Below are 24,221 nucleotides of genomic sequence, written 5' to 3' on the forward strand. Positions count from 1 at the left end.
GGCTCGTTTACACGTAGCCCAGCTTCTTCGCCTTGTCGAGGAACCGGTTGTAGTGTTCCATCTGGGACTCACGCCCGAGCTCTTCGACCGTCTGTCGCCACTTGTCCGCCACGTTGTCGAGGGCCTCCTGTGGGCTCTCTTCGCCGACCAGCGCGCGCTGGATGTGGATGGCGAAGTCCTCGGTGTACTGGGACGACCCGGGCCACTGTGGCTGTGGGAACCCGTTTTCCATGTTGGTCCGGCCCGCGTCGAGGTGCTGCTGGGCCTGTTCCTGTGCGCTGATGCCGCCGACGTAGTCGGTATCGGGCGAGAAGATGGGCGGGTTCTCCGGGAACCCTTCGCCGGTCTCCCGGAGCGGGTTGGGCTTGGTGTACAGCTCCGCCGCCTCCTCGGTGTAGTGCATCTCGTGGGACGGGTCGAGCCCGGTGAACGGGTCGGCCGTCGCCTGCTCGTGGATCGGGGTGCGAGCCAGGCGGTGGATGGCGTAGAACGCCGCGTCCTTGCGCTCCTGTGGGAGGTCGGCCGGGATGGAGTACAGCCGGTTGTACAGCATCATGGCGTTGCGCCGGATGCTGCCGTCGTCTTGCTCCCATCCGGGCATGGCCTTCGAGCGCTGGTCGCCGACGACCGGGAAGTCCCCACGCGCGGTGAACTCCGAGAGGTCGATCCACCACGGGGTCATCACGACGTTGCCCTGCTGCCACTGGTTGATGGTCTCGGCGATGCCGAACTGGGCGGACCCCTCGGGCGCGTACTGGATCGACTCGACCATGTGTTCGAGAGCCGTGACGGCGTCGTCGGAGTTGATCTGGGGCTCCATCTCCTCGTCGAAGTAGATGACCCCGCGCGAGGCCGCCCGGTCCATGAACCAGCCGAAGTTCCACGGACGAGCGCCGAAGACCTGCGTCCCGAAGGTGCCGTCCTCCGTGTTCTCGGTGAAGTACTTCGCGACCTGGTTGAACTCCGGCCAGGTCTCGGGGGGACGGAGTTCCTGGCCGTACTCGTCCTGGTAGGCCTCCTGGTGTTTCTCGTCCTGGAAGAACGACGGCCGGTAAAACAGGTTGTGGATGTCCCCGTCGATGGGGATCGCGACCGTGTTCCCGTTGAACTTCATGTAGAACTCCTTGTACGGCTCGATGACGCCGTCGAGGTACTCCTGGGCGCCCTCGTACTGGGCGATGTAGTCGTCCAGCGGCTCGAAGAGGCCGCGCGCCTGGAAGTCACCCAGGTACAGCGGGATGTTCAGGACGATGTCGTAGGGGACGTCACCGCCGCCGATGAGCTCGGTGTTCAGCGAGGAGTAGTAGTTGCTCGCCGGGAGCGTCTTCCCGTCGTTGAACGTGATGTTCGTCTCCTCTTCGATGATCGGACCGAACATCGCATAGAGGGGGCCGGCCGAGTTGTCTGTCGTCCAGCGGAGTTCGACGTCGCTGAAGGCGTCCTCGTCCTCGATGGGGAACGAGTACTGCGGCCCGCTGCTCCCGTCGCCGCCGGAGCCACCGTCACCACCGGAGCCGCCGTCACCGCCGGAGCCGCCGTCGCCGCCGGAGCCACCGTCGCCGCCGGAACCACCGTCGCCGCCGCACCCGGCGAGGCCCGCTGCCAGGCCTGTGGCACCGAAGTATTTCACCCATTCTCGTCGCGTCATTCCGAACTGCCCGGGCTCGCCACCCTGGACAGGGCTGTTATCTGCCATACGATAGCACACATTTGGTGCGGAGTAAAAACACTTTGGCTTTTTACCGGCAAGATTATGTACAATTCCGCTCGAGGCCGTCCATGAATCGAACCACGTCGGCTTGTTTCCCACGTAGGTTCAGATAATCCTCCAATCCTCCCCTGACCCTCTAGAGCGGGCGGACGGGCCGTGTCGCCCCACCCACATTTATTTGTGTCGGTGGCAGACGTTCAGCTATGGCGCCGGAAATAACCAAGATCGAGAGCATCGAGTTTTCGTTCCCAATCGAGGACGTCGGCTATAGTCCGAACGGCTTTTGCCTGGTGTATCAACCCGGGACGACGACCCGTCGGAAGCTGTTCGGGTTCCGGGTCCACACCGACGTGGGCATCACCGGCGAGTACGTCGGCAGTAACTCACCCGGAGCGGCACAGGTCAACATGTTCGCGAACTACCTCGTGGGCAAGAACCCGCTGCACCGCGAGAAGCACTGGTCGGAACTCAAGCGTGCCCTCCGGAAGTACGACCGGATGGGGATGGGCCCCATCGACATCGCGCTGTGGGACTTCGCCGGGAAGTACTACGACGCGCCCATCCACGAGCTGCTCGGCACGTACCGGACGCGCCTGCCCGCGTACGCGTCGACGTACGAAGCAGACGTCAACGGCGGCCTGGACTCGCCCGAGGCCTTCGCCGACTTCGCCGAGGAGTGTCTGGAGGCGGGCTACCAGGGGTTCAAGATCCACACCTGGGAGAACGACGCGTGGGGCGACATCGACCGTGAGGTCGAGACGGTCCACGCCGTCGGCGAGCGTGTCGGCGACGAGATGGACCTGATGCACGACCCGGCCTGCCAGTACGAGACCTGGGCCGACGCCCTGAAGGTCGGCCAGGCCTGTGACGAGGAGGGCTTCTTCTGGTACGAGGACCCCTACCGCGACGCCGGCACCTCACAGCACGGCCACAAGCGACTGGCCGACCACATGGACACGCCCATCCTCCAGACCGAACACATCCGCGGGCTGGAGATCCACACCGACTTCATCGCCAACGAGGCGACTGACTTCGTGCGGGCAGACCCCGAGTACGACGCCGGCATCACCGGCGCGATGAAGGTGGCCAACGTCGCCGAGGGCTTCGGCCTGGACGTGGAGTACCACGCGCCCGGCCCGGCACAGCGCCACGTGATGGCCGCGACGCGCAACTCGAACTACTACGAGATGGCGCTGCTCCACCCGGAGGTCGAGAACCCGGTCCCGCCGGTGTACAAGGGCGACTACAGCGACACCTTCGACAGCATCGACGACGAGGGCACCGTCCCGGTCCCCGACGGCCCCGGCCTGGGCGTCGACTACGACTGGGAGTACATCGAGGACAACGCGACCGGGAGCGTCCACGTCTACGAGTGACTGGGCGCCCGCTCAGAAGACCTGCCAGCCGCCGTCGACCCACAGGAGCTCGCCGGTGACGTACTGTGCGGCGTCGCTGGCCAGGTAGAGGTAGGCCGGCGCGACGTCCTCGGGCGTGCCCGCACGCCCCAGCGGAATCATCTTGATGAGTTCGTCGTTTGCTGCCTTCTCGGCCGCCTCCTCCGACCAGCCCTCGGCGAACTCGGTCGCGATCTGGCCGGGGGCGACGGCGTTGACGCGGATGTCGTGCTCGGCGAGTTCCAGCGCCGACCCGCGGGTTATCATCCGGACGGCGCCCTTCGTCGAGTCGTACTGCACCTGGTCGTACTGCGCGTAGTGGGAGCTCATCGAGGCGGTGTTGATGATGGTCCCCGGTTCGCCGCGGTCGAGCATGTCGTTGGCGGCGACCTGCGTCCCGAAGTAGACGCCCTTCGCGTTGACGTTGTGGATGGCCTCGAAGTCCTCGGGGTCCAGTTCGAGGATGGACCCCTCGATGAACAGGCCCGCGTTGTTGATCATGACGTCGACGCCGCCGTACTCGCGGGCCGCCTCGACCAGCGTCACGATGTCGTCGCGCTCGCTGACGTCCGTCCGGACGAACGCCGCCTCGCCGCCCTCCTCCTCGATGCGCTCGTGGGTCGGCGTGTCGCCGATCTTCGGTTCCTCGTCTAAGTCGGCGACGATGACCGTCGCGCCGGCGTCGCCGAACTGCTGGGCGATCTCCCGGCCGATGCCGGAGGCGCCGCCCGTCACGATGACCGTCTCGTCAGTAAAGTCGGGGTTCAGTGTCCCATACCGGGGAGTGCGACGGACGGCTCTTATACTTTGTTCTCGCCCCGGTCGGCCCGCGCTGACGTCACCTGCGCCCGGTCGTCGGCGGCCCGGCTGCATCGCGGGTGTCGAGCCGCCGGCCCCGCTCAGTCGAGGGCGTCGACGCCACCGGCGACGCGGTACTCCTCGAGGCCGTCGAACTCGATGCCGTGGCCGGGGGCAGACGGCGGGCGGAGCGACCCGTCCTCGAGTTCCAGCGGCGCGGCCAGCACCCCGTCGAGGACCGTCGAGTGGTGTTCGACGTAGGGGACGTTCGGGACGGCCGCGGCCAGATGGACGTGGATCGGCTCGACGTAGTGTGGGGAGACCGGCAGGCCCCACGCGTCGGCCATCTCGGCGACGGTCATCCAGGGCGAGACGCCGCCAACCCGGCAGACGTCCGGCTGGAGGACGTCGGCCGCGCCCGTCGCGAGTACCTGTTTGAACTGGTGCTCGGAGTAGAGGTTCTCGCCCAGCGCGACCGGGACGTCGATGCGGTCCCGCAGGTCGGCGTGGCCGGTGTAGTCGCCCTTCGGCAGCGGCTCCTCGAACCAGTCGACGGGGACGTCGATGCGCTCGGCCAGCCGCCGGGCCTCGGGCACGGAGTACGAACAGTTCCCGTCGATCATGAGGTCCATCTCGGGCGGGAGCGCCTCGCGGACGGCCGCGATGCGCGCCGCGTCCTCGGCGTGGCCGCGGCCGACCTTCATCTTCATGCCGGCGAACCCCCGCGAGGCGGCCGTCGCAGCGTTCTCGACGAGCGTCTCGGTGTCGTACTGGAGCCAGCCCCCGTCGGTCTGGTAGGCCGGGACCGACCGGCGCTCGCCGCCCAGCAGTTCGTACAGCGGCGCGTCCAGCGCCCGCCCGAGGCGGTCCCAGAGCGCCACCTCGACGGCGGTGATGGCGAGTTCGGAGACGCCCTCGCGGCCGACGAAGGTGGTCGCGGCGCGGAGTCGCTCACGCGCGGCGCGGGGGGCGGCCCCCGCGTCGACGACGTGGTCGCGCAGCGTCGACTCGAGGAACTCCCTGATGGCACTCCCGCCGTCGCCGATGGTGTAGGTGAACCCCACTCCGGCGTGCCCGTCGTCGGTAGTCACCGACGCGACGACGAGCTCCAGCGCGTCGAACGACTGGGTGGCGTCTTCGAGGGCTTCCTCGTTCGGGACGCGATACAGGCCGGTCTCGAAGTCCGTGACGGTCGTCATCGGTTGCTACGCGGGGCGACGCGACGTGGCCTTATCAATTCTCCCGTGGCGCGCCGGTCCCCGTCTCACGCCTCGAGCGACTCGATGCGGTCCCGGATCCTGCCCCACGTCGCCCGGTTCTGCGGTTCGTACTCGGTCACCGGGAACTGCTCGGCGACGAGTTCACGGCCCGCCTCGATGTCGGGGATCTCGTCGCCGGCCCGCAGCTGGACGAGGAGGTTCCCCAGCGCCGTCGCCTCCGTCGGCCCCGCGTGGACCGGTCGCCCGATGGCCGAGGCGAACAGCTGGCAGAACGGCTCGTTGCGGACGCCGCCGCCTCCCAGATGGACCCGGTCGACGCGCTCGTCGGCGACCGACAGCAGACGGTCCAGCACGAGCGCCGACCCGGCGGCCAGGCTCACGAGCAGACAGTTCGTCATCTCGAACTCGTCTTCGGGGGGCGTCTGCCCGGTCCGCTCACAGACGTCCCGAACCCGCGACTGCACGTCCCCGTCGAACTGGGCATCGAGGAACGCGTCGCTGCGGATGTCGATGACCGGGACGTCGGCGTCGGGCTCTTCGACCCGGTCGAGCAGCGGCTCGTACTCGTAGGTCTTGCCGGCCTCGCGCCACTCGTCGCGGCAGTGCTCCAGCAGGCTGAACCCCGGCAGGTTCCGCATGAACCGGACCCGGCCCTCGACCCCCACCTCGTTGGACCCGCCGGCGTCGTACACCTCGTCGGTGACGATGGGGTCGGGCAGTTCCAGCCCCGGGATGAACCACGACCCGGTGCAGAGCCAGGCGTTGTTCTCGCCGGTCAGCGGCAGCGCGCCGACCGCCGAGGCGGTGTCGTGGCTCGGCGGGAGGACGATGTCGGGCTCGATGCCGTCCGGCCCCGTCGGGTCGACGGTTCCGGCGACGGTCCCGGCGGGGACCGGGTCGGCGAACAGGTCGCGGGGCAGCCCCAGCGCCTCGATGAGCTCGTCGGCCCAGGTCTCCGAGCGGATGTCGAACACCTGGAGCGTCATCGCGTATGACCGCTCGGTCTCGGCGGTCCCGCCCAGCTGGTGGCCGAGCAGCTGCGGGAGCGGGACGATGGTGTCGGCCGCCTCGAACAGGTCGGGTGTCTCGTTGTACTGGTAATGGATGGGCCCCGGCGCCCCGTTGTAGCCGGTCAGGTGGAATGCCCGGCGCTCCGAACAGCGGGCGGTGGTCCGGTCCAGCTCCGACCACAGCGACGGGTCACGGTAGAAGTAGGGGTTCCGCAGGAGTTCGCCGTCGGCCAGCAAGCCGAAGTCCAGGGCCGTCGCGTCGATGCCGACCGAGGCGATGTCGTACTCTTCGCTCGCGACCGCGATGCCCTCGCGCAACCCCTCGGTCAGCGCCGGGACGTCCCAGACGTGACGATCGTCCTCCCAGGTCGTCTCGTTGTCGAGTCGCGTGACCGGTTCGAAGGTGAGTTCGCCGTCGGTGAGCGACCCGGCGTGGATCTTGACGCTGCTGCTCCCGACGTCGATGGCCAGACGGTATGGCATTGGATATCACGTCTGCTGGTGATGCCAAAAGTGTTCAGGTCACTCGCCGGCCAGCCAGCGGACCAGCGACGCCCACAGCGTCGGGTAGTGCTCCCACTCGACGAACTCGGTCGGGCCCCAGTGGGGGGCACAGTCGCTCGCGAACGCCGCCGACCGCCCCTCGCCGTGAGGCCCGACGGCGAGCAGTGGGTCCTCGTCCAGGCGGGCCAGCTCGGTGGCGTCGTCGTCGACCGTGAACCGGTTGTAGCCCAGGAAGTCGGGCCACTCCTCGTCGATGGCTTCGGTCACCGGGTGGTCGCCGTCGACCGTCTCGGCGACGACGCCGTCGGGTCGCTCCACTCGGTCGTCGTGGCGCTGTAGCGTGACCGGGAGCGCCTCCTCGACGGGCGTCCCGGCGTAGTTCGCCTTCCCCTCGATGCCCTGGAAGGAGAGATAGCCGCCGATCATCAGCAGGCCGCCGCCGGCCCGGACGTAGCTCTCAAGCAAGCCCAGTCGGTCGGCCCGCCGGGTGCCCTCGGCGAACGTCGCCGGCGGGATGGCCAGCGTATTGTAGCCGATGTCGCTCAGGACGACAACGTCGTAGTCGGCGAGGTCGGCGGCCGTCTCCGGGAACTCCGCGGCGGCGACGTGACACGGTTGGTAGGTCGTCTCGACGCCGTCGGCCTCGAGGGCTGCCTGGACGTGGTCTATCGCCTCGGTGTAGGAGGCACTCGAGAAGGTGTCGAACCCCTTCGTGTGGTACTCGACCGTGTGCCAGGACTCGCCGACGAGAAGTGCGCTAACGTCACTCACGACACGAACTGTCGACCACCGGCCGCTAAGCCCTTTCGGTGGTCGCCTGACCGCCGCGACGACTCACTCGAAGGTCTCGGCGATGGCGCGCAGTCGCGCCTCGGGGTCGTCGGCCAGCGAGATGGCCGAGGCCGCCCCGGTGGCGTCGGCGCCCTGCTCGAAGGCCAGGCGGACGTCCTCGGCCGTCGAGATGCCGCCGCCGACGAGCACCGTCGTCCGCGGGTTCGCCTCGTCGATGGCCGCGACGAACGCCCGGACCCGGTCGGGGTGAGTCTGGGTGATGGCGCGGTCGGTCGAGATGTCGTCGGGTTTCTCGAAGACGAGCGAGTCCGGGTCGAAGGCGGCGACGGCCCGCCCCATCTCGACGCTATCGACACAGACGATGGAGTCTAAGTCCGCCTCGCGACAGCGTTCGATCTTCCGCTCGACGTCCGCGAGCGTGTCGCGGTTCTCGGCGTGGTTGATGACCGCGCCTTCGGCACCGGCCTCGCGGATGGTCTCGGGGAGTATCTTCCCGATGCCCCGGCCCGGTTCCGCGCTGTGGACCGCCGGCGTCGTCACGGTCAGGTCCGTCTCGGCCGCGATCATCCGGAGGTCGGGCACCTGGGGGGTGAGCACGAAGTTGGCGGCCGTCTCGGATTCGACGCGCTCTATCATGCGGGCGAACTCCAGCCCCTCCGCGCCGCCGGTTCCCGGGTATATCTTGAAGTTGATCTGGAAGTAGGGGTAGGTCAGGTTGTGCTCGCGGGTCATCGTGTCGCCCCCGCGTCCGTATTCTCCGCCGCCGTGACCGAGTGACGCTCACTCGAGGACAACGACGTCCACCTCCCGCTCGCGGGGCCCACAGAGTTCGAACAGCATCACCGCCTCCCAGGTCCCCAGGTCGAGTTCGCCGTCCTCCAGCAGGGTGAGGACGGGTCGCTTTATCATCGCCGAGAGGATGTGGGCGTGGGCGTTCGGCTGCTCCCCGCGGTTGATGTGGTCCAGGTCGTGGTAGTAGCCGTCGTCAGGCGGCGCCATCTGGATGAAGTGCTGTTTCAGGTCGAAGAGCAGCTTCTCCTCGAACTCGTTGGTCGAGAGGGCCGCGGAGGTGTGGGGCGTCGAGGCCCACACGATGCCGTTCTCGACGCCGAGTTCCTCGACGGCGGCCGTGACCTCCGGCGTCACGTTCTGGATGTCGAACCGGTCGGTGCTCTCGACGGAGACCGTCTGCTTGTGTATCTGCATACTTCACGACTCTCGGAACCGACAGTTAAATATTCGTGTCTGCACGGTGACGGTTCACAAAACGGTTTTGTAGCTCGGTGCGGTCGGTGGGTATATGTCTGATTCCGAACAGGCTTACCCGCGCGTGATGGGGCACGTCGGGCTAGCCGTCAGCGACATCGAGGCGGCGTTCGAGTGGTACCAGGACGTGCTGGGCTTCACACCGGTCATGGAACCCGACACGGTCCAGGCCGGCGAGGGCCACTTCGGCAAGCTGGCCCAGGACGCCATCGGCAAAGATTTCGGCGAGATGAAGATCGCCCACATGGCCACCGGCGACCACGTCGGCTTCGAGCTGTTCGAGTTCGAGGGCGTCGAGCAGAACGATCCCGACCCGACGGAGGCCGGTCTCTCCCATTTCTGCGTTCAGGACCCCAACATCGAGGCGAAGGTCGAGGAGATCGTCGCGGCCGGCGGCGAGCGGCTGTCCTCGAAGGTCTGGCAGATATTCCCCGAGGAACCCGACTACAAGATGTGCTACTGTGCGGACCCGTGGGGGAACATATTAGAGCTCCACTCCCGGGGCTACGAGCACATGCACGCGAACAAGGTCTGAGGCTGCGCGCGTTCCGCCCAGCCCCGGGTCGCCGATTCAGTAGTCCTCGGACCCGAGGTTCCCGTCCTCGAGCGTGAGGTCCCGCAGTTCGCCGACGGTCACGTCCTCGCGCGCTTCCAGTTCCGGGACGACCGCTTCGGAGACGAGCAGGTGCCCGGGCTCCATCGTGTTCGGGATGCGGGCGACCCGCAACTCGTCTGGGTCGGGTGTGCCCGTTATCGACGGCGCGAGCAACAGGGCGCTCTGGTCGTCGGGGACCACGAGCGGGATCTTCGCCCGCTTGGTCTCGCCGCTCGTGGCGATGTTGACGTAGGTGTCGCCCAGGTCCAGCTCGCGGACGAGGTCCTGGTGGACCACGTCGGCGAGGCCGATGCCGAGGCCGTTGCCGTGCGAGGGCGGGGTCAGCGACCGGACGTACACCCGGGTGTAGGCCGGCCGGTCGGGTTCGACCTCGCCCTCGAAGTACGTGCGTCCGAGGACGTTGGTGTCCATGCCGGTGCCGCTGACCTCCTTGCCCATCTCGTCAAGGACGAGCAGGTCCAGCTCGTCGACGGGCAGCGTCGGGAGCTCCTCGTAGGCCAGCTCCAGCAACTCGGGCTCGCGGTCGAGTATCTCGTCGGTCGGGACCCCCTCGACGTGGGTCGCGCGGTCGTGGGCGTTCTCCACGAGGGCGACGCCGCCGACGACCGGGAGTTCCTCGAAGAGGATCTCGGCCCGGGCGCGGATCTCCGCGCCCATGTCGCCTTTCAGCGCGGCGTTGTGCATCATCTCCGCGCCCCGGTGTTTCCCCATCCCGATGACGGCCATCTTGCAGAGACCGGACTCGATGCGGTCGCTGAAGTCCGTGTGTGGCTTGACCCGGTTCGCGACGACGATGCCGTCGGCCTCGGTGGCCAGGCGGTCGGCGTACACCGGACTCCCGTCGCAGGTCCCGACCTCGGCGACGTCCATCGAGGACCGGATGGGACAGCCCAGCGAGTCCTCGGTCATCCCGAGGTCCGCGAGCACCTCGCGCTGGCCCTCGGCCGTCGCGCCGCCGTGGCTCCCCATCGACGGGAAGACGAAGGGATCGAAGCCCCGCGCTTGCAGGGCCTCGACGACGCCCGCGATCATCTCGGGGAAGTCGTGGATGCCCCGACTGCCGGCGGTGACGGCGATGCTGGCACCCGCGGGGAGCGAGTCGAGGTCGGCGAACCCGTCGACCGCGTCCCGGCCGGCCGCCCGCACGTCGTCGATCTCGGTGACGTCCCACTCGACGCTGGCCGGCGCGAACTGGGGCAGGTCGTCGACGGTCACGTCGTTGGCCGTCGCGAGGCGGTCCCGATCGGGTATCCCGAGGGGTATCTCTGGCATATCTGTGGATGCAGGCCGCCGGTATTAAGATGTGTTCCTCGTTCAGGCCGTCTCGCCGATCGTGATACCGAGTCTCGGGGGAGACTCGCTCATCGTTCCCCGAGAGCGTCCAGGCAGTTACTGATCGTCTCTGGCCCGCCAAACCCCCCAGCCTTGGTCGCCAGCCGGGTCCCGGCCGCGTCGCCGTCTGCGATCCACCCCAGCGGGATGCCCGTCTCGACGGCCTCCCCGGCGAGTTCGACGACGGCGGCGTCGAGCGCCCGCAGTCCCGCCACCGCGACGTCGCCACCGGTGTAGAACAGCCCCGATGGTGCCGCCGACCTGACGACGGCCGCTCCCGTCGCCGCCAGCCCGGCCGCGACGCGCTCGCGTATCTCGGCGTCCGAGAGTCCCCGGTCCCGCCCGACCGCGACGGTTCGCTCGACGGCGTCTTCGCCCGTCGCCGCCGTCACGACGGCGGGGTGCCCGCTGGCGAGGCGTTCGCTCGCCCGCTCGACTGCCGTCTCGGCGGGCCCCGGCGCGAGGACTGCCTCCGGGTCGAGTTCCACGATGGCCGCCTCGGGCAGCGCCCCGAGCTGTGCCAGCGTCGTCTCGCTCACGCTCCCGACGACGCCCAGCGGGGCTCCGGGGCGGGAGTCGGGTTCGGCTCCGGTCGCAGGCTCGGGGTCGGGAACGTGGACGTGTTTGGCCAGGCCGCCGCTGCCGACGTAGAGCGGGTCGCGCTCGGCGCCCGCCCGGGCGATGGTCGCCAGGTCGTCCTCGTCGCGGGCGTCACAGACGACGACCGGCGCGCGCTCGGCGGCCGCGATGGCCGCATCGAGGCGCTCGCGGACCCGCTTGGCACCCGCCGCGACGTCGCTCGCGGGCACGTGCTCGACGCGCCGCCCGAACCCCTCGAACAGCGCCGGCACCGCGGCCGAGGGGGCCCCCTTCTCGTCGTCGGCGTACTCCGTCTCGTCGAGCGGCGTCCCGTCGACGTAGTGGCGCCCGTCCTCGGTGGTCCGCCCGGCCTCGGGGAAGGCCGGGGCGACAAGCGCCGCGGGCGCACCGGACGCGGTGAGTGCGGCGTCTGTCTCGGCCCCGACGTTCCCCCGGAGCGTCGAGTCGACCTTCTTGTAGACCGTCTCGGCGGGCACCGACTCGACCACGTCCCGCACCGCCGCGGCCGCACGCTCGGCGTCGTCGTACCTGCTGTCGGTGTTGACCCCGACCACCGGCGACGCCGGTGTCGCGTCGCCGTGCCCGTCGGCCGGGACCGCGACGACGGCCGTCTCGTGTCCCCGCACCGCGAACCCCTGTGCCGTGTCCAGCGTCCCGGTCAGGTCGTCGGCGATTATCGTCACGAGGTGCACGTTCGAAGTCACGTCGGAGACCACCGTGGCCGCGTATAAAAATGGTCCCCGTCCGGGACGTCCCGCTTCGGACGTGGCGAGACCTGCGCTGCTCGCCGGTCGTCAATCGAGAACCACATTAGTGAGTATGGGACTACATTCGGGGAAATTTGAGTGGGATACCCGAATAACGGTCGGTTTTGGAATATATATTCTAACTTGGCTAAGAAATAACTCTATACCTCCCATTTTAAATATACAAACTCGAATATGGGGCTGTAATTCGCCGAGACAACTCTAGAAATACCGACCCGGACTCGAATGCCGTGTGCCCCACCCCCCGAGCGCCGCTGACCGCCCGAAGCCACCGCCCCGGAGGTCACCGAGGTGTCGGCCACGGACCCGACCGAGCACCACCGCTCCGGCACCCCGTAATCCTCGACGCTAGCAACCAGCTGTTCCCGGGGGAGAATCGGGCCCGTCACGGTTTCACCGTGGCGACTGGCTCGTACTCGTCCCCGCCGGCGTCGTGGACGGCCACAGGCTTATCGCCCACTCGCCCGTAGAGACGGTATGCTCTCGCGTGTTCTCGTTCCCATGGCCGACCCGGAGATGGGCGAGCGAGCGCTCCGGTACGCACTCGAGGCCCACCCGGACGCCGACATCACCGTCCTCCACGTGGTCGGCGAGCCGTCCGCGATGTTCGGCCAGGCGACCAGCATCGCGCTGGCAGACGACGTCGAGGCCACCGCCCGCGAGTACGCCCGTGATGTCCTCGACCACGCCGAGGCGGTCGCTGCCGAGTACGACGCCGACGTCGACACAGAGGTCCGGACCGGCCGGCCGGGGCGGGCCATCGTCACCCGGGCCGAGGACTTCGAGACGGTCGTCATCGGCAGCCACGCCGGCACGTTCGTCGACCGCCTGTTCGTGGGCAACGTCGCCAGGACCGTCTTCCAGCGGTGTCCGGTCCCCGTCACCGTCGTCAGGTGACCCCACGGTACTGGGCTATTGAACGCTCTGTTCGGTCGGGTGGGATATATAGCCGTCATAGCAAGTGCCTAACTCCAGGCGGCGGATCTCCCGAGCGAGTCGGTCGGCCGACGGTCGGTCGACCGCGATGCAGTCCCAGGACCCAGTCATGCCAGCGACCACTCAGCCACGAATCGAACGCGCCCTCGAGATCCTGGACAGCGAGATAACGCTTGCCACCGACGAGCGGGCGGCCTTCCGTCGGTTCCGCGCTAGACTGGCGAGCATCGACCTGGCGACGCCCGCCGCGCCGTCGTTGGCCGGTACCGGCGGCGGGACGGTGACGCTCGGCGGCGGCGACCCGGCCCCGTCCGAGGGCATCCGGGCCGTCCGGAGCGCCTACCGTGAGACGGTGATGGCCACGCCGCACTTCGAGCGCGAGTACGACGAGTCCCTCCGGGAGCACGTGGCGGCCGAACTCGGCGCCGAGGTGGCCGCCCAGGTCGCAGACGGCGCCCGTCTCACGCCGGTCCTCTACGAGGCTCTCGAGCGGGGAAGCGAGCAGGCGATCCTGGAGCGCACCGAGTTCCTGCGGGTGCTCGAGCGCGAGCGCGAGTCGCTCCGTGAGATTCGCGACGCGCTGCACGACTGCGAGAGCGAGGCCCACGCGCTCAGCGAGGCCGTGACCGACGCGGCCGACAGCGCCGAACTCGGTCGCATCGACGACCGCCTGGCGACACTCGAACGCGAGTGTGCGGACCTGGCCGAGCGGCGCCAGGCGTGCCTCCACGGCCGGACGGTCGGGTCGTTCTCGGGCGTCGACGCCGACAGCCTCGTCGACTTCCTCTACGAGGAGTGCGAGGCGACTTGTCCGGGCCTGGCCACCACCACGGACTGTCTCTCCTCTATCCGGGCCATCCGCCAGCGCTGTCTCCGATGACGCGGGTCCCGCACACCCGCCGGTTCGTTTTAGGCCGTGCCGGCCCCAGCTTCCGCGGATGAGGCGGTGGCTCGTCCACGCGACGGTGCTGGTGCTTGTCGTCAGCGCCGGCTGTTCGGCGCTGTTCGAGGACGGTCCCGACCGCGCCACCGTCACGCCGGTCGAGGTCCCCGCGGTCGAGACCCCACTCGCGCCCGGCGTGCCGGCGGCAGCGGACGGCGAGTCACGGACCGTCGAGACCGAGCGCCTGCAACGGGCCGACCGCCGGGTCCGGAACGCCTCCTCGTACCGGCTCGACCGGACCGTCACCATCGACGGGGCCGACGGACAGGTCCGTATCGAACGCGAACGACGTACGGGGCCGGACGGCGTGACCGTCGACCGCCTCTCGACGTCGACCACGGGGCTGTTCACGCCGGCGGTCCTCGAGAGCACGCTCTGGACCGACGGGCGGGTGTTCTGGATCCGCACCAGACTCATCGACCGCGAGGAGGTCCTCACCCAGCGCAACCCCAACCCCCCCGCGTTCCACGAACTCGGGCCGGCGCTCCCCGGCCGCCTCCTCGACGCGGCCGACTACCGGGTCGTGCGGGCGGGCGCGGACGGGGTAGTCCTCCGGTCGACGACGCCGATCAGCCTCTCGTGGCCAGCGGTCCCCGTCGCGCTCCCGGACCGTCACAACGGCACCGCCTGGCTGACGGTCAGGCGCGACGGCCTCGTCGTCGAGACCGTCTTCCGCTACCGGGCGACCTTCGACGACGAGCCCGTGCTGGTCACCGTCCGCCAGCGGGTCTCTGCGGTCAACGAGACGACCGTCGACCGGCCCGCATGGGCTGAAGACGACCGGACGGGGATACCGGTGGGCGCGTAGCTGGTCGAACTCTACGGCTGACGCGCACCCGTTCCGGGCGGAGAGGGGTGCGATCGCCAAAATTCGCCCCGCGGTGACGCCGACGGTGGCTCGCACCGGATGCAACCGCCGGGGCCGACGACTGACTTCCCCCCGGGCGCGTCTGCTGGGCACCGCTATCCGGTGTGTTCGACCGCCGTCCCGCCGGCGAGTATTTGAGGCCACCCGACGAACGTCACCGACATGTCAGGTCGTCGTGCTCGCGTCGCCGAGATACTCCGGGCCATCGTCCACGAGGTCCGCACCGAGAAGCTGACCTTCCTCGCCGGGTCGATCGCCTACCACGCCTTCCTCTCGATACTGCCGCTCTTGCTCCTCTTGCTCACCATCGTCCAGCGGACGGAGAACGTCGCGCTCTCGGAGTCGATCGTCCGCATCATGGAGGCGGTGCTGACCGAGCAGGCCAGCGGCGTCATCCAGCAGGGACTCGCCGAGGCCGACGCCTCCGTCTCGGTGCTCGGTGTGGCCTTCCTCGTCTGGGGGGCGCTCCGCATCTTCCGGGGCCTCGATACCGCCTTCTCGGACATCTACGAGAGCGAGGCCGAGAACTCCTTCGCCGACCAGCTCGGCGACGGCCTCCTGTTGCTCGTCACCGTCGCCCTGGCCGTCGTCGCGACGAGTCTGCTCGGCCGCCTCATCGCGCTCGACGGCGGCGGCCTCGGTCTCGCGGTGGCGCGTGCCGCCGCCACCGTCCTGGGTCTCTTCGTCGTCTTCTACCCGATGTACTACGTCTTCCCGGACCTCGACGTCGGCTTCGTCGAGGTCGTCCCCGGCGCGGCCTTCGCCGCCGTCGGCGTCACCGTCGCCCAGGCGCTCTTTACCACGTTCAAGGCCGGCGGCACCGGCGGCAACCTCATCGCCAGCATCCTCGTGCTCCTGACCTGGCTCTACGTCATCGGCCTGGTCGTCCTGCTGGGGGCGGCCATCAACGCCGTGCTCTCGAACCGGTCGAACGACGTCGACATCACGCCGGTACTCGGGGGCGTGCCACGACGGAAGGGCGAGAGCGTCGACAGCATCGACCGGGCCGAACTCGTCGCCGACCTGGAGGCACTCGAGGCGGCCGTCGACGAGCAGACCGGGACGATGGTCGTCGAGCTCGGCGGCGAGCGGTTCGTCCTCGACGGTCCCCAGCGGGCGAGCATCGAGCAGGCGACGGGCGTCTTCGGGCTGGACACCTCCGTCGCGCTCACTTTCCGGTGGTGGCCCAACGAGGGCGAGTGACGGGGGCACGCGCTGGACCCGTCGTCGGCCGGCCAGCCCTCGCTCGCCCCTTCTGGTCACGCTGTGCGTCAATGCAGGCGACCGGTCTGTCAGTGGCGACAAGCGTTGTGAATATGTCACACGGCTCGCACTACCGGTCGGTCACACCGCGCAGTTGTTGCGCCCCGTCTCGACGTCGATGGCGTCGACGGGGTCGGCGAGCGTCTCGACGCCCCGGTTGATGCGGATGATGCGCTCGTAGTTGGCGGGCTTTTCGGCGTCCGTCGAGGTCATCCGGTCGACGAAGGTTGCCTCGTCGAGGCCGTACAGGTCCAGTCCGCCCTGACCGACCCGAGTCGCTCGCCGACGAGAGCGCCCGGTTCCCCGACGCTGAAGCGGCCGTCCGCGTCGACGTCGACGTGTCCCGGCAGGACGAGCAGGTCCTCGGGGAGGGCACCGAACACGTCGTGGAGCGTCTCGTAGGCCATCCGCGCCCCCTCGGCGGCGCCCGCCTCGCCGAACTGGAGCTCGGTCCGGCCCAGCGAGTCGACGAACAGCGCGTCGCCGGTGAAGACGGCCTGATCCCCCAGTCGGTAGCTCGTCAGTTCGGAGGTGTGACCGGGGGTCGACAGCGCGGTCAGCTCGCGGTCGCCGACGGGGACCGACTCGCCGTCGGCGAGTGGGGCGTAGTCGACGGCGACGTCGCGCTCGCTCGCCTCGGCGCCCATGTGGTAGGGAACGCCCAGTCGATCGGCCAGCTCCCGGCCGCCGCTGACGTGGTCGGCGTGGACGTGCGTGTCGAGCGTCCGGGTGATGTCCAGCCCCAGTTCCGCCGCCCGCACGATGTACTGGTCGGTGTGCCGGCCGGCGTCGACGACGACGGCCTCGCCCGCTGTGCGCGACCCGACGAGGTAGGAGAGACACCCCTTCGCCCGGCGCTGGAACTGGACGACGACCAGGTCGTCGTCCGGTTCGGTGGAGGCCGTCTCGTACAGCTCCGACCACTCGCGCATCCCGCCGCCGACGGCGAACACCTCGTCGAAGCCCTGCCGGTCTAAGTTCACCGCGAGGTTCGCCGACGTGACGCCCTTCCCGCAGATGGTCACGACGGGGTCCTCGTACCCGACCAGGGCGGTCAGCTCGGGCAGTCGGCTCTCGGTGAGCTCCTCGGTCGGGCCAAACGGGAAGTGCACGGCGCCCGGGACGTGCCACGCCTCGTAGCTCTCGCGCGGGCGCGTGTCCACGAGCGTGAACGTGGTCCCGGAGTCGAGCATCGTTGCGAGCTGGCGCGCGGTGATGACTTCGAACATGGCCCGGCCTACGTCGTGTACGGTTTTGTACGTATTCCCCATCGACCGGTGCGGGGACGGGTCCGCCGGCCCCGTTTCGCGCGCAGGCCAGCCAAACAGTTTTGAGACACTCGAACGACATCTCGGACGATGACGCTCCCAATCGACCCGACTGCGCTCGCGGCAGACGACATCGGCGAGAAGCGCGCGACCCTCGAGATGGACCACGAGGCGGCCGTCGACCACGTCCGCGAGGCCTTCGCCGACGCCGGTTTTGGCTTCCCCGTGGAGTTTTCGGCCTCGGACCTCCTCAACGAGAAGGTCGACGCCGGCCGGGACCCCTACTACGTGCTCGGGGCGTGCAACCCGGCCGTCGCCGACGAGGCACTGGACGCTTCCGACAACCGAATCGGGGGGGCTGTTCCCGTGCAACGTCGTCGTCTGGGAGGAACAGCCGGGCGTCCAGGCGGTCTACCACGTCAGCATCATGCGGATCGCGCGCCTCGTCGGGATGGCGCCCGACGACGAAGCGATGGCCGATATCGTCGCCGAAACCGGGGAGTACGTCGAAGCCGCGTTCTCGAACCTCTGACGCTGTGGGGGTAAGGTATAAGCCGTCGGTCGTCAAATTTATTACCACACTGATGAAGCGAGAACGTGACGGTCCCGACCTCCTGTCTGGGTCGGACTCCTGGGAGCTTGGTGACGACGTGGCTCCACTCCCGTCTCAGTTGTTCAAGGCGCTGGCAGGCCCCCGTCGCTGTCACGTTCTCGCTATCCTGCTCGACCGGCCGAACATCTCCGTCGACGAACTGACCGACATCATCGTCGGGTGGCAGACCACCATCGACGGCCCGTCCGGCCCCGACGAGTGGGCCCAGGTGAAGATCGAGCTCGTCCACGCGCACCTGCCGCTGCTGGACGACATGGGCCTCGTGGCGTTCGACGACCGGGAGGGCGAGGTCCAGCTCCAGTCGCTCGCCGACCCCGTCGAGCACGCCATCCGCTTTGCCGAACAGTACGAACGGGTCCTCGACCGGAGCGGTCGGCAGACCGAGTGACCCACCGGGTGAGTGCCGAGCATGCCGTTCGACTCGCTTCTCGACGCTGTCGCCGACGCCCGGAAGACCATCGTCATCTACACGCCGACCGACGCCGGGACCGAGCCGCCGAGCGCTTCTCGACGCGGAACGCGTCGGTGCTGGTGCGCCAGTCACCGGCGGCCGTCCCAGCCGGCTTCGTTGTCGTCCGGGGCGGCGACGACTTCCTCGGTGCCATCGCGCTCGAGGACCTGCTCTCGTTCCTCACGCCGACCGTCCACCCGCCGTGGGAGCTGGACGAAGCCGATCCCGGATACCGGGCCGTCTTCGACCTGCTCGACGACACGCTGTTCGTCTCGCTCGACCGCCGACAGCTGCTCGCGACCGCCCGCGAGATCGAGGACCGGGCCTGGCGGGTTGGTCGGGGGACGCTCCGGGTCGGGTTCCAGCGCCGACGGGCGTTCGAGCGCCAGCGCGAGCTGTACCGCGAGCTGGCCGCGACGACCGATCTCGACGTGCACGTCTACCTGGGGGCGGACACGGTCGACGACGACTTCGACCCGGGGCCACTGGCCCTCCACACGGGCCCGGCCGACGGTGTCGGCCGGTACTGGTTTCTCCTGTTCGACGGCGGCGGGGACGCCCTCCAGGCCTGTGGCCTCGTCGCCGAGGAGTACAGTCCGGACCGGTACCGCGGGTTCTGGACCTACGACCCGACGCTGGTCGCCACCGCCACCGACTCGCTGCCCTGAGAGACCGGGTCGCGCCGGGGCGCCACGCCGAGTCCGGCAACCGGACCGTCCGACGACGGCCACTGGCGTGGAGCCGCTCGCCCGAGAACGTATCGGAATACGTACTATTTGCCGCCCGTCGTACCGTCGGTTTCTCGACTTGCTGGACGCTGAGGGGTGGTGAAAGAATTCACTCGGGATAGAAGTAACATATTTCGTAGGTTATTTACCACGCGATGCGATATATCGAGACTGGCAGGAGGTTGGGTCGGCGACCCCGTCGGGCCGACGTGCTCGCGGGGTTCGCTGTCATGCACATGCCAGTTCGGAGTCACGAACCGGGCTCCGTCCGGACCAAACTGCGCCTGCCGTGTCAGTCAGAGGACGTCAGTCAGCACGAGATGGGGTGACCCCCATCGTTCCTCTATCGCGTACTTTGACGGTCCCGCGCCGTGCCAGCGGGGGACCGTCCCACTCCACTCCATTTCCCGCCCGCCCAGTCACGACTGGTAGGCCCCCTCTATCTCCGCGACGGCCTGGGGGATGACCTGCCGTTCGGCGCGGCGCATCGACCGCAGCGCCTCGTCGGTAAACTCCACCGAGAACGACGGGAGCGCCCGTGCGAGGCCGCCCAGGACGTCGCCGGGGTCGATGTCCAGTTCGAAGGCGAAGGCGCTTCGCTCCTCGTGGAGCGGCGCGCTGAACGCCAGGTGTTCCTCGAGGAGGTCGACGGCGGCCGACCGGTCGTAGGCCTCGGCGACGGCGGCGACGAACTCGTCGCTCCCGGCGTCGACGACGGGGGCGATGTCGTCGCCGAAGGCGCGCTGGCGGGCCAGCAACCGGTCACGAACCGCCTGTCGGCGCTCGCCCCGGACCCCCTCGCGCAGGGCGTCCCAGTAGATGTCCTGGGCCAGAATCTCGTCGGCGTAGGTCTCGAAGGGTGCGTCACCCGCCGCGTAGTCGACGACCGTCTCGAACTGTCGACTGATGGTCCGCTCGTACGCTGTGAGCTTCGGCCGGACGACGTGGCGCTCCAGCGGGCGGCTGTTTCAGCAGTTTGCTCGCGACCCTGCTCCCCCCGCCCCGTGACCCCCGGATGACGGCGGCCACGTCGAAGGCCTCGTACGTCTCCTCGACGAGGTCCGCGAGGTAGCGTTCGAATCCGCGTTCGATGGCACGTCGTGTCACACCTGTCCGTGAGGACCGGACGATAGTAGCCCTTGCGGCGGTCACGCCGACCCGCGGCGCTCGAGGCCGTCGAGGACGAACTCCGCCGCCGTCCGGGTCGTGGCCATCGGCACGTCGTGGACGTCACAGATGCGCAACAGCGCCGTGATGTCCGGTTCGTGGGGCTGAGCGGTCAGCGGGTCCCGGAGGAAGACGATGGCGTCTATCGCCCCGTCGGCCACCTCGGCGCCGACCTGTGCGTCCCCGCCGATGGGTCCGCTTTGCTTTCGCTCGACGTCGAGTGTCGTCTCGTCCATGATGCGCTGGCCGGTCGTGCCGGTCCCGACGAGCTCGAACGTCGAGAGGAGGTTCTCGTACTCCTGGACCAGATCTATCATCTCCGGTTTCTCGTCGTCGTGGGCGATGAGCGCGACGCGCGTCATGGCCCGACTGTGGCAGGCCACGAGTAAAGGTGGTCGGGTCCGGCAGACCGTCTGTGTGTCGTCGCTTTCCGACGTCGGCCGCTACGCCCCGCCGCGCGAGCGTGGCTACCGCAGGGGTGACTCGACCAGTCGCCCCTTGCCGTTCGCGAGCGTGTTCTCGAGCAACGAGCGCGTCCCGCGGCGTAGTCGCTCGGAAGCCGCCTGACTCGAGATGCCGAGGTCGTCAGCGAGGTCCGACAGCGAGGCCTCCCGCGGGACGGTGAAATACCCCTCGTCCAGGGCCAGCAAGAGCACCTCCCGCTGGGGATCGGTGACGCCGTACTGGGTCGGCACCTCGGCGTCCTCGATGAACGACTGGATGTCGACGTCGACGCCGCTGTCGGCCAGTTCGTCCCTGAACGCGAGCACCGTCCCCTTGTTCGGGAACTGGGCCCTGACGGCCCACGAGTCGTCCCGCCGCCGGGCCCCCTCGAAGACGCTGTTCCCGCTAACGAGGCCCCGTCCCATCGTCGTCACGACGTGGTCTTGGGTGTCAAGCGAGTACAGGTGGCCCGGGCGCGTCGTCGAGACGTGGGTCATCCCGCCGACGCTCTCGTCGGCCGCGAGCGCCGCCTCCAGGCTCCCGCGGTCGACCGACCCGAACGCGACCGCCGTCCGGCACCCGTCGCTGGCACAGTGGAGCTGCCGGATGCGGACCGACGCCTCCGGGAGCTCGACGGCCGTGTGGTGGAGAAACGAGGCCGGGACGTGAAAATCGACTATCATGTTCCTCTGTGGGATGGGAACCGCCATAAAACCTCGTCAATGAAACAACACGTTCGGGCCGGGACGACTCTGGACCGCCCCCGCAGCCTCAGTCCAGGTTCTCGTGCTGGTAGGACCCCTCGTAGGTCCCCTCGTGAGCGGCCTCGGCAAGCACGAGCTGGGCGATGCGGGCGCCCGTCTCGAGTTCGACCGGGTGATGCACCTCGAGCAGTCCCTCCCCGCGCCCCTCGTAACCCGCGTCCCAGACTGCCGTGTTCAGCATGCAGGAGTTTCGAAGCAGCGACGAGCGCGGGTAGAGGAAGCCGACGTGGCCCTCCGGGACGACGACCCGGTCTGCGTACTCGACGACGTAGCCGCCGGGGTCTAAGTGGTAGACGCCGTCGTCGGCCTCGCACTCGCGACGTTCGCCGATGGTCTTCCCGCCACGCTCGATGCGACCCGGTTCGACCTGTTCGTAGACCGCCTCGAGCGTCAGGTCGACGCCGTTGGGCTGGACCTGCGCGTCTCGAAGTCCGTCGAGTCGCTCCGCGACGAACGGCCCGCTCTTGAACATACCGCCAGTCCGACCGGCCGACCGATAGGCTTGCCGGTCCTCGCTACGCTGAATCGCCGGACGGCCGCGGGAGAAACTGCACGCAAAATAGGGAGGGATACGCGGGATTTATACGCGCGCGCCGTCGATTGTCGAACTGTTATGGGACAGACACTCACGGAAAAGATTCTCGACGACCACCTCGTCGAAGGGGAGCTGACACCCGGCGAGGAGATCGGGATCGAAATCGACCAGGTGCTCACACAGGACACGACCGGGACGCTCGTCTGGCTGCAGTTCGAGGCGCTGGGCCTCGAGGAGGTCCAGACGGAACTGGCCGCCCAGTACTGTGACCACCAGACGTACCAGTTCGACTTCAAGAACACCGACGACCACCGCTTCCTGCGCTCGGCGGCCGGCACGTTCGGGGCCCACTTCTCGCGACCGGGCAACGGGATCTGTCACAACGTCCACAAGGAGAACTTCGCCGCGCCCGGCAAGACCATGCTCGGCTCGGACTCCCACACTCCGACTCCCGGTGGCCTGGGCGAACTCGCCATCGGATCCGGCGGGCTCGACGTCGCCGTCGCGATGGGCGGTGGCGCTTACTACATCGACATGCCCGAGGTCGTCAACGTCCGTCTCGAGGGCGAGCTCCCCGAGTGGGCGACCGCGAAGGACGTCATCTTAGAGCTGCTCCGTCGCCTGACCGTCAAGGGCGGCGTCGGCAAGGTGCTCGAGTACACCGGTCCCGGCGTCGAGACGCTCTCGGTGCCCGAGCGGACTACCATCACCAACATGGGGACCGAGCTCGGCGCCACCTCTTCCATCTTCCCGACGGACGAGAACACCAAAGACTACCTCGAACGACTCGGTCGCGGCGACGTCTACGAGGAAGTCGCCCCCGACGAGGACGCCGAGTACGACGACGAGATCGTCGTCGACCTCTCGGAGCTGGAGCCGCTCATCGCCGAGCCGTCGATGCCCGACAACGTCGTGCCCGTCAGCGAGGTCGAGGGCGTCGACGTCGAACAGGTCATCATCGGCTCCTGTACGAACGGCGCCTACGAGGACATCCTCCCGTCCGCGAAGATGCTCGAGGGGCGCAACATCGACAAGAAGACCGAAATGATCGTCGCTCCCGGGTCGAAGCAGGCCTCCGAGATGCTCGCCCGCGAGGGCTGGACCGCGGAGATGATGGCCGCCGGCGTCAACTTCTCCGAGGCGACGTGTGGTGCCTGTATCGGCATCGGTCACGTTCCGGCTTCGGACTCCGTGTCGCTGCGGACCTTCAACCGCAACTTCGAGGGCCGCTCGGGCATCGAGGACGACAACGTCTACCTCTGTTCGCCGGAGGTCGCCACCGCCGCGGCGCTCAAAGGCGAGATCGTCGACCCGCGCAACCTCGCCGACGAGCTGGGCGACCTGGAGGCCCCCGGCCTGGAGATGCCCGATTCGTACATCGGCAACTCCGAGTCCGATCTCATCGCGCCCGACGAGGCCGTCGACGACGAGCTCATCAAGGGCCCGAACATCGGCGACGTCCCGCTGAAGGACCCGCTTGAGTCCGAGGTCGGCGGTGAGGCCCTCCTGAAGATGGAGGACAACATCACCACGGACCACATCATCCCGGCCACGCAGGACATCCTGATGTACCGGTCGAACGTGCCGAAACTGTCGGAGTTCACGCTCTCGCGCGTCGACGACACGTTCGCCCAGCGCGCGCTCGACGCCGACGGCGGCGTCCTCGTCGCCGGCGAGAACTACGGCCAGGGCTCCTCGCGCGAGCACGCGGCCCTGTGTCCAATGTACCTCGGCATCGAGGCGGTCTTCGCTCAGAGCTTCGCTCGCATCCACAAGGCGAACCTGTTCAACTTCGGCATCGTGCCCCTGGAGATCGACTCCGAGACCTACGAGGCCATCGAGCAGGGCGACGACATCCAGATCGTCGACGAGGTCGCCGAGGCTGTCCGCGACGGCGCCGAGGAGTTCACCATCCGCATCAACGACGACTGGGAGGCGACCGCGACGCTGGACGCCTCGCCGCGCGAGCGTGAAATCCTCGCCGCCGGTGGCAAGCTGTCACACACGAAGGCCCAGCACGAAGAGGGCGGCGCCGCGCCCGCCGACGACTGACGGGACGTCGAACCACCGCATTTTTCGCCGGCCGACCCCGGAGCCACCGGTCCGTCGCTCGCTGCCGTCGGCTCGCGGTCTGTCGCCGGTCCGCGCCACTGGCCGGTGAACACAGCAAGTGCCGTCGCTGAGCGGCCGTCGCTCGGGGTACACCGTCCCACGCATTCGTTCGAAAGGGG

23 protein-coding genes and 2 pseudogenes are annotated in these 24,221 nt (G+C 68.5%); 10 read left to right on the forward strand and 15 right to left on the reverse strand.

Annotated features, from left to right (window positions below; genetic code table 11):
- Positions 1-7: 7 nt before the first annotated feature.
- Entirely contained in the window at positions 8-1,696 is a 1,689-nt protein-coding gene (locus P1N55_RS13715; RefSeq protein ID WP_276276097.1) for an ABC transporter substrate-binding protein, read from the reverse strand.
- A gap of 218 nt (positions 1,697-1,914) precedes the next feature.
- Between P1N55_RS13715 and P1N55_RS13720 the strand changes: the two genes are divergently transcribed.
- Positions 1,915-3,087: an enolase C-terminal domain-like protein gene (locus P1N55_RS13720; RefSeq protein ID WP_276276098.1), complete on the forward strand. Its 1,173-nt coding sequence runs from the start codon at positions 1,915-1,917 to the stop codon at positions 3,085-3,087.
- Positions 3,088-3,099: 12 nt separating this feature from the next.
- Here P1N55_RS13720 and P1N55_RS13725 read toward each other — a convergent pair whose 3' ends face one another.
- The 6 genes from P1N55_RS13725 to P1N55_RS13750 all read right to left on the reverse strand — a co-directional run bounded on the left by P1N55_RS13725 (position 3,100) and on the right by P1N55_RS13750 (position 8,635).
- Positions 3,100-3,909, reverse strand: coding sequence for an SDR family NAD(P)-dependent oxidoreductase (locus P1N55_RS13725; RefSeq protein ID WP_276278736.1), 810 nt, complete (start codon positions 3,907-3,909; stop codon positions 3,100-3,102).
- A 95-nt stretch (positions 3,910-4,004) separates the two neighbouring features.
- Positions 4,005-5,102, reverse strand: a complete 1,098-nt coding sequence (locus P1N55_RS13730; protein ID WP_276276099.1) for a mandelate racemase/muconate lactonizing enzyme family protein — start codon at positions 5,100-5,102, stop codon at positions 4,005-4,007.
- 65 nt (positions 5,103-5,167) lie between these two features.
- A complete protein-coding gene (locus P1N55_RS13735) occupies positions 5,168-6,616 on the reverse strand; it encodes a rhamnulokinase (protein ID WP_276276100.1) in 1,449 nt (482 codons plus the stop codon).
- Between the two features lie 39 nt (positions 6,617-6,655).
- Positions 6,656-7,408: a glutamine amidotransferase gene (locus P1N55_RS13740; protein WP_276276101.1), complete on the reverse strand. Its 753-nt coding sequence runs from the start codon at positions 7,406-7,408 to the stop codon at positions 6,656-6,658.
- 63 nt (positions 7,409-7,471) lie between these two features.
- Positions 7,472-8,161 (reverse strand): triose-phosphate isomerase, encoded by a 690-nt coding sequence (locus P1N55_RS13745; RefSeq protein WP_276276102.1) that lies wholly within the window; start codon positions 8,159-8,161, stop codon positions 7,472-7,474.
- A 48-nt stretch (positions 8,162-8,209) separates the two neighbouring features.
- The gene (locus tag P1N55_RS13750) at positions 8,210-8,635 is read right to left on the reverse strand and encodes a secondary thiamine-phosphate synthase enzyme YjbQ (RefSeq protein WP_276276103.1); all 426 of its coding nucleotides are present in this window, start codon (positions 8,633-8,635) and stop codon (positions 8,210-8,212) included.
- Positions 8,636-8,729: 94 nt separating this feature from the next.
- Between P1N55_RS13750 and P1N55_RS13755 the strand changes: the two genes are divergently transcribed.
- A complete protein-coding gene (locus P1N55_RS13755; RefSeq protein ID WP_276276104.1) occupies positions 8,730-9,230 on the forward strand; it encodes a VOC family protein in 501 nt (166 codons plus the stop codon).
- Positions 9,231-9,266: 36 nt separating this feature from the next.
- On the opposite strand, the gene P1N55_RS13760 is transcribed toward P1N55_RS13755, so the two are convergent.
- Positions 9,267-10,574: a nickel pincer cofactor-dependent isomerase, group 22 gene (locus P1N55_RS13760; protein ID WP_379690144.1), complete on the reverse strand. Its 1,308-nt coding sequence runs from the start codon at positions 10,572-10,574 to the stop codon at positions 9,267-9,269.
- 98 nt (positions 10,575-10,672) lie between these two features.
- Positions 10,673-11,947, reverse strand: coding sequence for a four-carbon acid sugar kinase family protein (locus P1N55_RS13765; protein ID WP_276276106.1), 1,275 nt, complete (start codon positions 11,945-11,947; stop codon positions 10,673-10,675).
- A 540-nt stretch (positions 11,948-12,487) separates the two neighbouring features.
- Here P1N55_RS13765 and P1N55_RS13770 point away from each other — a divergent pair.
- The 4 genes from P1N55_RS13770 (at position 12,488) to P1N55_RS13785 (ending at position 15,960) form a co-directional block, all read left to right on the forward strand.
- Positions 12,488-12,907, forward strand: a complete 420-nt coding sequence (locus P1N55_RS13770; protein ID WP_276276107.1) for a universal stress protein — start codon at positions 12,488-12,490, stop codon at positions 12,905-12,907.
- A 127-nt stretch (positions 12,908-13,034) separates the two neighbouring features.
- Positions 13,035-13,826, forward strand: coding sequence for a DUF7260 family protein (locus tag P1N55_RS13775; protein ID WP_276276108.1), 792 nt, complete (start codon positions 13,035-13,037; stop codon positions 13,824-13,826).
- Positions 13,827-13,884: 58 nt separating this feature from the next.
- Positions 13,885-14,697 (forward strand): hypothetical protein, encoded by an 813-nt coding sequence (locus tag P1N55_RS13780; protein WP_276276109.1) that lies wholly within the window; start codon positions 13,885-13,887, stop codon positions 14,695-14,697.
- A gap of 222 nt (positions 14,698-14,919) precedes the next feature.
- The gene (locus P1N55_RS13785; RefSeq protein WP_276276110.1) at positions 14,920-15,960 is read left to right on the forward strand and encodes a YihY/virulence factor BrkB family protein; all 1,041 of its coding nucleotides are present in this window, start codon (positions 14,920-14,922) and stop codon (positions 15,958-15,960) included.
- 141 nt (positions 15,961-16,101) lie between these two features.
- Here P1N55_RS13785 and P1N55_RS13795 read toward each other — a convergent pair.
- Positions 16,102-17,249 (reverse strand): annotated as a pseudogene (locus P1N55_RS13795) (MBL fold metallo-hydrolase).
- Positions 17,250-17,378: 129 nt separating this feature from the next.
- Between P1N55_RS13795 and P1N55_RS13800 the strand changes: the two are divergent.
- From P1N55_RS13800 to P1N55_RS13810, 3 genes and pseudogenes are all read left to right on the forward strand, one after another.
- A pseudogene (locus tag P1N55_RS13800) lies at positions 17,379-17,820 on the forward strand (DUF302 domain-containing protein).
- Between the two features lie 52 nt (positions 17,821-17,872).
- Positions 17,873-18,289, forward strand: coding sequence for a DUF7344 domain-containing protein (locus tag P1N55_RS13805; protein WP_276276113.1), 417 nt, complete (start codon positions 17,873-17,875; stop codon positions 18,287-18,289).
- Between the two features lie 8 nt (positions 18,290-18,297).
- Positions 18,298-19,020 (forward strand): DICT sensory domain-containing protein, encoded by a 723-nt coding sequence (locus P1N55_RS13810; protein ID WP_276276114.1) that lies wholly within the window; start codon positions 18,298-18,300, stop codon positions 19,018-19,020.
- Positions 19,021-19,499: 479 nt separating this feature from the next.
- Here P1N55_RS13810 and P1N55_RS13815 read toward each other — a convergent pair whose 3' ends face one another.
- The 5 genes from P1N55_RS13815 to P1N55_RS13835 form a co-directional block, all read right to left on the reverse strand.
- Positions 19,500-19,838 carry a hypothetical protein gene (locus tag P1N55_RS13815; RefSeq protein ID WP_276276115.1) on the reverse strand — a complete coding sequence of 113 codons (339 nt, stop codon included), beginning with the start codon at positions 19,836-19,838 and terminating at the stop codon, positions 19,500-19,502.
- 106 nt (positions 19,839-19,944) lie between these two features.
- On the reverse strand, positions 19,945-20,187 hold the full coding sequence (locus P1N55_RS13820; RefSeq protein WP_276276116.1) for a hypothetical protein: 243 nt from the start codon (positions 20,185-20,187) through the stop codon (positions 19,945-19,947).
- 41 nt (positions 20,188-20,228) lie between these two features.
- Positions 20,229-20,609: a methylglyoxal synthase gene (locus P1N55_RS13825; RefSeq protein ID WP_276276117.1), complete on the reverse strand. Its 381-nt coding sequence runs from the start codon at positions 20,607-20,609 to the stop codon at positions 20,229-20,231.
- 105 nt (positions 20,610-20,714) lie between these two features.
- Complete coding sequence (locus P1N55_RS13830) at positions 20,715-21,374, reverse strand: helix-turn-helix domain-containing protein (RefSeq protein WP_276276118.1); 660 nt, start codon at positions 21,372-21,374, stop codon at positions 20,715-20,717.
- 88 nt (positions 21,375-21,462) lie between these two features.
- Complete coding sequence (locus tag P1N55_RS13835) at positions 21,463-21,927, reverse strand: deoxyuridine 5'-triphosphate nucleotidohydrolase (RefSeq protein WP_276276119.1); 465 nt, start codon at positions 21,925-21,927, stop codon at positions 21,463-21,465.
- Positions 21,928-22,068: 141 nt separating this feature from the next.
- Here P1N55_RS13835 and P1N55_RS13840 point away from each other — a divergent pair, with 141 nt between their 5' ends.
- Positions 22,069-24,042 carry an aconitate hydratase gene (locus P1N55_RS13840; RefSeq protein ID WP_276276121.1) on the forward strand — a complete coding sequence of 658 codons (1,974 nt, stop codon included), beginning with the start codon at positions 22,069-22,071 and terminating at the stop codon, positions 24,040-24,042.
- Positions 24,043-24,221 lie beyond the last annotated feature (179 nt).

Origin of the sequence: Haloarcula regularis, from assembly GCF_029338315.1 — an archaeon.
Classification (GTDB): Archaea; Halobacteriota; Halobacteria; order Halobacteriales; family Haloarculaceae; genus Haloarcula; species Haloarcula regularis.